The sequence below is a fragment of the Rhodococcus sp. YH1 genome, assembly GCF_009939605.1.
In the GTDB taxonomy this organism is placed as follows: Bacteria; Actinomycetota; Actinomycetes; order Mycobacteriales; family Mycobacteriaceae; genus Rhodococcus; species Rhodococcus aetherivorans.
Map to the genome: position 1 here is coordinate 1 of NZ_WVTE01000116.1, position 7,137 is coordinate 7,137.

The window sequence follows — 7,137 nt, forward strand, 5'->3', positions numbered from 1 at the left end:
CGGAGCGTCCACGACGGGGATCTTCGGCTGGTGGGTGCAGTACGCGCCCGGTTCGGCGCCTCCCGATCCGTGTGCGGCGGCCGTCACGCTGGCCCGACTGACCCTCGACCTCAGCAGTTGAGCCACGAGCGGACCCCCGCAGCTCGCTTTGACCTTGCGCCGCGCCGCCGGGTATCGTTGTGGGTCGTGTCCGGCATGCCCGGGCCGATCTGTGTGCCTATGCGAGGTAGTGCCGTGCGCGCGGTCTGTGGAATCACCGCAGGAGCGAGCCCCCGGCTGCCTGTGTGGGGGTACGCGACACGCCCGACCTCGTGTGCACACGAGGGTGTGGGTGCGGGGCAGCGGCTCTCTTGCCCCAACCGATGGATCCCTAATTTCAGAACAGCCAAGGTTGCTCGTGCGAGCAGTCTTCAGACAACGAGAAAGCCGGTAGATGCCAACCATCAATCAGCTGGTCCGTAAGGGCCGCCGCGACAAGGCCGCCAAGGTCAAGACCGCGGCCCTCAAGGGCAGCCCGCAGCGCCGCGGTGTGTGCACTCGCGTGTACACCACCACCCCGAAGAAGCCGAACTCGGCGCTCCGGAAGGTCGCCCGCGTGCGTCTGACCAGCTCCGTCGAGGTCACCGCCTACATCCCGGGTGAGGGTCACAACCTGCAGGAGCACTCGATGGTGCTCGTGCGCGGTGGTCGTGTGAAGGACCTCCCCGGTGTCCGCTACAAGATCATCCGCGGTTCGCTCGACACCCAGGGTGTCAAGAACCGCAAGCAGGCGCGCAGCCGCTACGGCGCGAAGAAGGAGAAGGGCTGATGCCACGTAAGGGTCCCGCTCCGAAGCGTCCCCTGATCGCCGACCCGGTCTACGGGTCGCCGCTCGTCACCCAGCTGGTCAACAAGATCCTGCTGGACGGCAAGAAGTCCACCGCCGAGCGCATCGTCTACGAGGCACTCGAGCGCGCGCGCGAGAAGACCGGCACCGATCCGGTCGTCACCCTCAAGCGCGCTCTGGACAACGTCAAGCCTGCCCTCGAGGTGCGCAGCCGCCGTGTCGGTGGCGCCACCTACCAGGTGCCGGTCGAGGTTCGTCCCGGTCGTTCGACCACCCTCGCCCTGCGGTGGCTGGTCACCTTCTCGCGTCAGCGTCGTGAGAAGACCATGGTCGAGCGCCTCGCGAACGAGCTCCTCGACGCCAGCAACGGTCTGGGTGCGTCCGTGAAGCGTCGCGAGGACACCCACAAGATGGCCGAGGCCAACAAGGCGTTCGCGCACTACCGCTGGTGAGTCGATGCCGGTCGGGAGGAACCGGTATTCCCGAAATCCTCCCGGCCGGCCGTTCGCACAACTGTGTCGGTCCCTGAAGGCCGGCTGAACATCCGAGAACACTGGTCCGCACCCTAGGACCGACACGAGCTACGAGCGGGGTTACCTGTGGCACAGGAAGTGCTGACCGACCTGAACAAGGTCCGCAACATCGGCATCATGGCGCACATCGATGCCGGCAAGACCACGACGACCGAGCGCATCCTCTTCTACACCGGTGTGAACTACAAGATCGGTGAGACCCACGACGGTGCCTCGACCACCGACTGGATGGAGCAGGAGAAGGAGCGGGGTATCACCATCACCTCCGCCGCCGTGACCTGCTTCTGGAACAAGAACCAGATCAACATCATCGACACCCCCGGCCACGTCGACTTCACGGTCGAGGTCGAGCGGTCGCTGCGCGTCCTCGACGGCGCGGTCGCCGTGTTCGACGGCAAGGAGGGCGTCGAGCCGCAGTCCGAGCAGGTCTGGCGGCAGGCCGCCAAGTACGACGTTCCGCGCATCTGCTTCGTCAACAAGATGGACAAGATGGGCGCGGACTTCTACTTCACGGTCCAGACCATCATCGACCGCCTCGGCGCCAAGCCGCTGGTCCTGCAGCTCCCGATCGGCGCGGAGGACGCGTTCGACGGCGTCGTCGACCTGGTCGAGATGAAGGCCATCACCTGGCGTGGCACCGTCGAGATCGGCGCCGAGCCGACCATCGAGGAGATCCCCGCGGAGCTGGCCGACAAGGTCGCCGAGTACCGCGAGAAGCTGCTCGAGACGGTCGCCGAGAGCGACGAAGAGCTCATGGAGAAGTACTTCGGTGGCGAGGAACTCACCGTCGCCGAGATCAAGGGCGCCATCCGGAAGCTGACCGTCTCCTCCGAGCTGTACCCGGTGCTGTGCGGTTCCGCGTTCAAGAACAAGGGCATCCAGCCCATGCTCGACGCGGTCATCGACTACCTGCCGAACCCGCTCGACATCGGCGAGGTCGAGGGCCACAAGCTCGGCGACGAGGAAGAGACCCTCACCCGCAAGCCGAGCAAGGAAGAGCCCTTCTCCGCGCTGGCGTTCAAGATCGCCGCGCACCCGTTCTTCGGCAAGCTGACCTTCGTGCGCGTCTACTCCGGCCGCATCGAGCCGGGTGCCCAGGTGCTCAACGCCACCAAGGGCAAGAAGGAGCGCATCGGCAAGCTGTTCCAGATGCACGCCAACAAGGAGAACCCGGTCGACGAGGCGGTGGCCGGCCACATCTACGCGATGATCGGCCTGAAGGACACCACGACCGGTGACACCCTGTGCGCGCAGGACGCCCCGATCGTGCTCGAGTCCATGACCTTCCCGGATCCGGTCATCCAGGTCTCCATCGAGCCGAAGACCAAGTCCGACCAGGAGAAGCTGGGCACCGCGATCCAGAAGCTGGCCGAGGAGGATCCCACCTTCTCCGTCGAGCTGGACGAGGAGACCGGCCAGACCGTCATCGGCGGCATGGGCGAGCTCCACCTCGACATCCTCGTCGACCGCATGCGTCGTGAGTTCAAGGTCGAGGCCAACGTCGGCAAGCCGCAGGTGGCGTACCGCGAGACCATCACCAAGAAGGTCGAGAAGCTCGAGTTCACGCACAAGAAGCAGACCGGTGGTTCCGGCCAGTTCGCGAAGGTCATCATCGCCCTCGAGCCCTTCGTGGGCGAGGACGGCGCGACCTACGAGTTCGAGAACAAGGTCACCGGCGGCCGCGTGCCCCGCGAGTACATCCCCTCGGTCGACGCCGGTGCGCAGGACGCGATGCAGTACGGCGTGCTCGCCGGGTACCCGCTGGTGAACGTCAAGGTCACCCTGCTCGACGGCGCGTACCACGACGTCGACTCGTCGGAAATGGCGTTCAAGATCGCCGGTTCGCAGGCCCTGAAGGAGGCCGCGCGCAAGGCTGCGCCGGTCATCCTCGAGCCGCTCATGGCTGTCGAGGTCACCACCCCCGAGGACTACATGGGTGAAGTGATCGGCGACCTCAACTCCCGCCGTGGCCAGATTCAGGCCATGGAGGAACGCAGTGGTGCCCGTGTCGTGAAGGCGCTGGTTCCGCTCTCGGAGATGTTCGGTTACATCGGTGACCTGCGGTCGAAGACCCAGGGTCGCGCGAACTTCTCCATGGTGTTCGATTCCTACGCTGAGGTTCCCGCGAACGTCTCGAAGGAAATCATCGCCAAGGCGACCGGCGAGTAACCTCGGTTCCGACCCGGTCGGCTGCACGACCAAGTAAGTAACAACCGCACTGCTGCATACTGCAAGCAACAACAGTCCAGGAGGACCCTCAAGTGGCGAAGGCGAAGTTCGAGCGGACCAAGCCGCACGTGAACATCGGCACCATCGGTCACGTCGACCACGGCAAGACCACTCTGACGGCGGCGATCACCAAGGTGCTGGCCGACAAGTACCCCGAGCTGAACCAGAGCTTCGCGTTCGACCAGATCGACAAGGCTCCGGAGGAGAAGGCTCGTGGTATCACGATCAACATCTCCCACGTCGAGTACCAGACCGAGAAGCGCCACTACGCGCACGTCGACGCTCCGGGTCACGCCGACTACATCAAGAACATGATCACCGGTGCGGCTCAGATGGACGGTGCGATCCTGGTCGTGGCCGCCACCGACGGCCCGATGCCGCAGACGCGTGAGCACGTGCTGCTCGCCCGTCAGGTCGGCGTGCCCTACATCCTCGTCGCGCTCAACAAGTCCGACATGGTCGACGACGAGGAAATCCTCGAGCTCGTCGAGATGGAGGTCCGTGAGCTCCTCGCTGCGCAGGACTTCGACGAGGAGGCTCCTGTCGTCAAGGTTTCGGCCCTGAAGGCACTCGAGGGTGACCCGAAGTGGACCGAGAGCATCCTCGAGCTCATGAGCGCCGTCGACGAGTCGATCCCGGACCCGGTCCGTGAGACCGAGAAGCCGTTCCTCATGCCCGTCGAGGACGTCTTCACCATCACCGGTCGTGGCACGGTCGTTACCGGCCGCATCGAGCGCGGTGTCATCAACGTGAACGAGGAAGTCGAGATCGTCGGTATCAAGCCGACCTCGACCAAGACCACGGTCACGGGCATCGAGATGTTCCGTAAGCTGCTCGACCAGGGCCAGGCCGGCGACAACGTCGGTCTGCTGGTCCGCGGCATCAAGCGCGAGGACGTCGAGCGTGGCCAGGTCGTCGTGAAGCCGGGCACCACCACCCCGCACACGGAGTTCGAGGGCCAGGCCTACATCCTCAACAAGGAGGAGGGTGGCCGCCACACCCCGTTCTTCAACAACTACCGTCCGCAGTTCTACTTCCGTACCACGGACGTGACGGGCGTTGTGACCCTCCCCGAGGGCACCGAGATGGTCATGCCGGGCGACAACACCGAGATGTCCGTCAAGCTGATCCAGCCGGTCGCCATGGACGAGGGCCTGCGCTTCGCGATCCGCGAGGGTGGCCGCACCGTCGGCGCCGGTCGCGTCACGAAGATCATCAAGTGAGCTAGTTCTCGCTGACGTCGAACGGCGTCCACCCTTCGGGGTGGGCGCCGTTCGGCGTTTCCGTCGCCGGGGAACGAGCGAATGTATCGTTCATCTCCGTACGCCGACGAAATGCCACGTTCGCTCGGCGGCCTACCCCTGTCCGCCGGATTCGGGGTGGGCCGGATCCAGGTGCAGCAGTACCTGCGTCGCCACGCGGGCCCCGCCCAGCGCCCGGGCGGCCCGCTCGGCGGTCTCCTCGGCGCGGGCGGTGAAGTCGGCGACGTCGATGTTCGGGTCCGCGTACACCGTGACCGACAGGGTCGGCAGATGGCGTTCCACCACGGCCCGGCTACGCGTGGCCCGCACACCGGGCAGGGCCGCAAGCTCACCGGCGACGCCGTCGGCCACCGGCCCGAGCTCCACGGCCAGGGTGGCCTCGGTGACCTCGTCGTAGAGCTGCACCCGCGACGTCCGGCGCCGGGAGAAGTTGACCGCCAGGAGCACGATCCCGATCGTCACCCCCACCGCGACGGCGGTCCACAACGCGCCCTCCCACCAGGACTGGTCCGGGATGTCGATGATGCGCGGCCGGTCCAGGCGGGCCAGCCATTCCCGGGCGAAGCGCACCTGCCACACCCAGGCCAGTGCGAAGGCCCCGGCGCCGAGGAGCGCGGCGCCCACGGCGAACGTGAGCATCCGGTTGACCAGGACGGTGCGCAGCTTCATCGCGCCGTCCTCGGCCGGTGCACCTGCACCACGAGAGCGATCGGCTCCGCGAGCAGAGCCAGATTCGGCGCCACCGCACCCCGGACCGCGGCGACCAGATCGGCGGTCGACTCCTCACCCGAGCCCACGACGCTGACGAGCGCGCGACGGCGATCGACGACGGTGCGGGCCGCGTACACACCGGGCAGTGTGGACGCGTGCGCGCTGCACATCCGGGCCAGGTCGGTCCGGCGCATCCACACCGTCGGGACCGGACCGGACACCTGCAGGGGCACGTGGGTGCGGCGCCGCGGCTTGACCGCCACCACTACGAGCACGACCCCCAGCAGCACGAGGACCGCAGCGACGGGTGCGATCCAGCTCTGCCAGTGCAGCCGGCCGAACCACTCGAAGGAGTTCCGCAGCCACGGCGCGCCCGCGTAGGTGCCGCGGACGATGAGCAGTTCCCGGGCGGCGGCGAACGCGAGCGCCAGAGCGCCCACGGCGATGAGCGCGGCCGCCGGGGCCGCGGCCGGGTGGGCCAGGGGCGGCAGCGGCGAAACGACCGGTACGGGGGCCCGGTACTCCGTCCGGGCGACGATGTCGGCCTCGGTGTACTCGACCGGCACCGCCGGCTCGCTGCGCTCGGCCGGCCCGGCGACGGACGTGGCCGCGACGAGCACGTTGAGTTCGTGCACCGGCAGGCCGGTCAGCTCGTGGAGCTGCCGGTCCACCGCGTCGTGCACACGCCGGGTCAGGGCGGCGGCGTCGTAGGGCCATTCCGCGGCGATGTACAGGTTGATCGCGACGGCGCCGCCGCCGGTGGTGACGTCGGCGCGGGGCAGGTCCCGCCCGGTGAACAGGCTCAGGCCACCGCGTTGACGAACCACACCGGGCACCTGGAGGGCGGCGGCCGCGGCGATCCGTTCGACGGCGCGGTCCTTGATGACCAGTTGGCCGCGGTGCCCGACGGGGTCGACCGTCTCGGTGGCGACCGCGTCGGCGCCGGCCTGGGCCGGCAGGGTCCTCGGGCCGGTGGGCGTGGGGTCAGCCACGGCCCCGGCTCCGCAGCAGAGCGCCCAGGTCGAGAAGCCCGTCCCGGTGGGCGCCGATCGCCATGCCGAGGGCGCCGAGCAGGATGCCGAACAGCAGGCCGCTGAAGCCCCCGAGGATGCCCGCGAGGGCCAGCAGCAGTCCCGCGAGGAGTCCGACGGCGGTGTTGCTGACAGGGGTGTGGTTCACTGGGTCACCTCACTGGTCGGGTGCTCGCCGTCGGGTGACGGGATCCGTATGTCTTCGATGGTCACGTCCACGGGGACGCCGAGCAGCGGCTCGAGCCGGGCGCGGACGGCGGCCGCCACGGCGTACAGGTCGGCCGGGTACTCGACGACGATGTGCACCGCGCACGTGTCGGAGCCGAGGCGGATCCCGGTGACGCGCCGGCCCGGCAGATAGGTCGCGACCTCGCCGAACGCTCCGCCGTGGAGGTCGGCGACGCCGGGCACGGTCCGGGCGGCGGCCGCGGCGAGTTCTGCGGGCTCGGCGGGGGTGGTCATTGGACGCGGGGTTTCAGGTCGTCGGCGACACCGGTGGTCTCGTCGAACAGCACGACGTCGAAGACGGTGATGTTGACCTCGGT

8 protein-coding genes and 2 pseudogenes are annotated in these 7,137 nt (G+C 67.9%); 5 read left to right on the forward strand and 5 right to left on the reverse strand.

All coding sequences use genetic code 11. The features are described 5' to 3' along the window. The 5 genes and pseudogenes from AIIKEEIJ_RS32970 to tuf all read left to right on the forward strand — a co-directional run. Nucleotides 1-121: pseudogene (locus AIIKEEIJ_RS32970) on the forward strand (DUF3558 domain-containing protein); the annotation flags it as partial. A 312-nt stretch (nucleotides 122-433) separates the two neighbouring features. Continuing rightward, nucleotides 434-808 (forward strand): 30S ribosomal protein S12, encoded by a 375-nt coding sequence (rpsL, locus tag AIIKEEIJ_RS10975; protein WP_003937662.1) that lies wholly within the window; start codon nucleotides 434-436, stop codon nucleotides 806-808. Then, nucleotides 808-1,278 (forward strand): 30S ribosomal protein S7, encoded by a 471-nt coding sequence (rpsG, locus tag AIIKEEIJ_RS10980; RefSeq protein ID WP_003937663.1) that lies wholly within the window; start codon nucleotides 808-810, stop codon nucleotides 1,276-1,278. Before rpsL ends, rpsG begins: the two co-directional genes overlap by 1 nt. 147 nt (nucleotides 1,279-1,425) lie before the next feature. Continuing rightward, nucleotides 1,426-3,528 carry an elongation factor G gene (fusA, locus tag AIIKEEIJ_RS10985; protein ID WP_006936214.1) on the forward strand — a complete coding sequence of 701 codons (2,103 nt, stop codon included), beginning with the start codon at nucleotides 1,426-1,428 and terminating at the stop codon, nucleotides 3,526-3,528. Between the two features lie 92 nt (nucleotides 3,529-3,620). Beyond that, nucleotides 3,621-4,811: an elongation factor Tu gene (gene tuf, locus AIIKEEIJ_RS10990; RefSeq protein ID WP_006936215.1), complete on the forward strand. Its 1,191-nt coding sequence runs from the start codon at nucleotides 3,621-3,623 to the stop codon at nucleotides 4,809-4,811. A gap of 132 nt (nucleotides 4,812-4,943) precedes the next feature. On the opposite strand, the gene AIIKEEIJ_RS10995 is transcribed toward tuf, so the two are convergent. The 5 genes and pseudogenes from AIIKEEIJ_RS10995 to AIIKEEIJ_RS33985 form a co-directional block, all read right to left on the reverse strand. Continuing rightward, on the reverse strand, nucleotides 4,944-5,519 hold the full coding sequence (locus AIIKEEIJ_RS10995) for a hypothetical protein (RefSeq protein ID WP_050035582.1): 576 nt from the start codon (nucleotides 5,517-5,519) through the stop codon (nucleotides 4,944-4,946). Next, on the reverse strand, nucleotides 5,516-6,553 hold the full coding sequence (locus AIIKEEIJ_RS11000; protein ID WP_006936218.1) for a DUF6286 domain-containing Asp23/Gls24 family envelope stress response protein: 1,038 nt from the start codon (nucleotides 6,551-6,553) through the stop codon (nucleotides 5,516-5,518). The genes AIIKEEIJ_RS10995 and AIIKEEIJ_RS11000 overlap by 4 nt, the downstream gene beginning before the upstream one ends. Further along, entirely contained in the window at nucleotides 6,546-6,740 is a 195-nt protein-coding gene (locus AIIKEEIJ_RS11005; RefSeq protein ID WP_003937668.1) for a hypothetical protein, read from the reverse strand. Before AIIKEEIJ_RS11005 ends, AIIKEEIJ_RS11000 begins: the two co-directional genes overlap by 8 nt. Beyond that, on the reverse strand, nucleotides 6,737-7,054 hold the full coding sequence (locus AIIKEEIJ_RS11010) for a hypothetical protein (protein ID WP_029545019.1): 318 nt from the start codon (nucleotides 7,052-7,054) through the stop codon (nucleotides 6,737-6,739). The genes AIIKEEIJ_RS11005 and AIIKEEIJ_RS11010 overlap by 4 nt, the downstream gene beginning before the upstream one ends. Next, nucleotides 7,051-7,137 (reverse strand): annotated as a pseudogene (locus AIIKEEIJ_RS33985) (Asp23/Gls24 family envelope stress response protein); the annotation flags it as partial. The pseudogene AIIKEEIJ_RS33985 and the gene AIIKEEIJ_RS11010, both read right to left, overlap by 4 nt.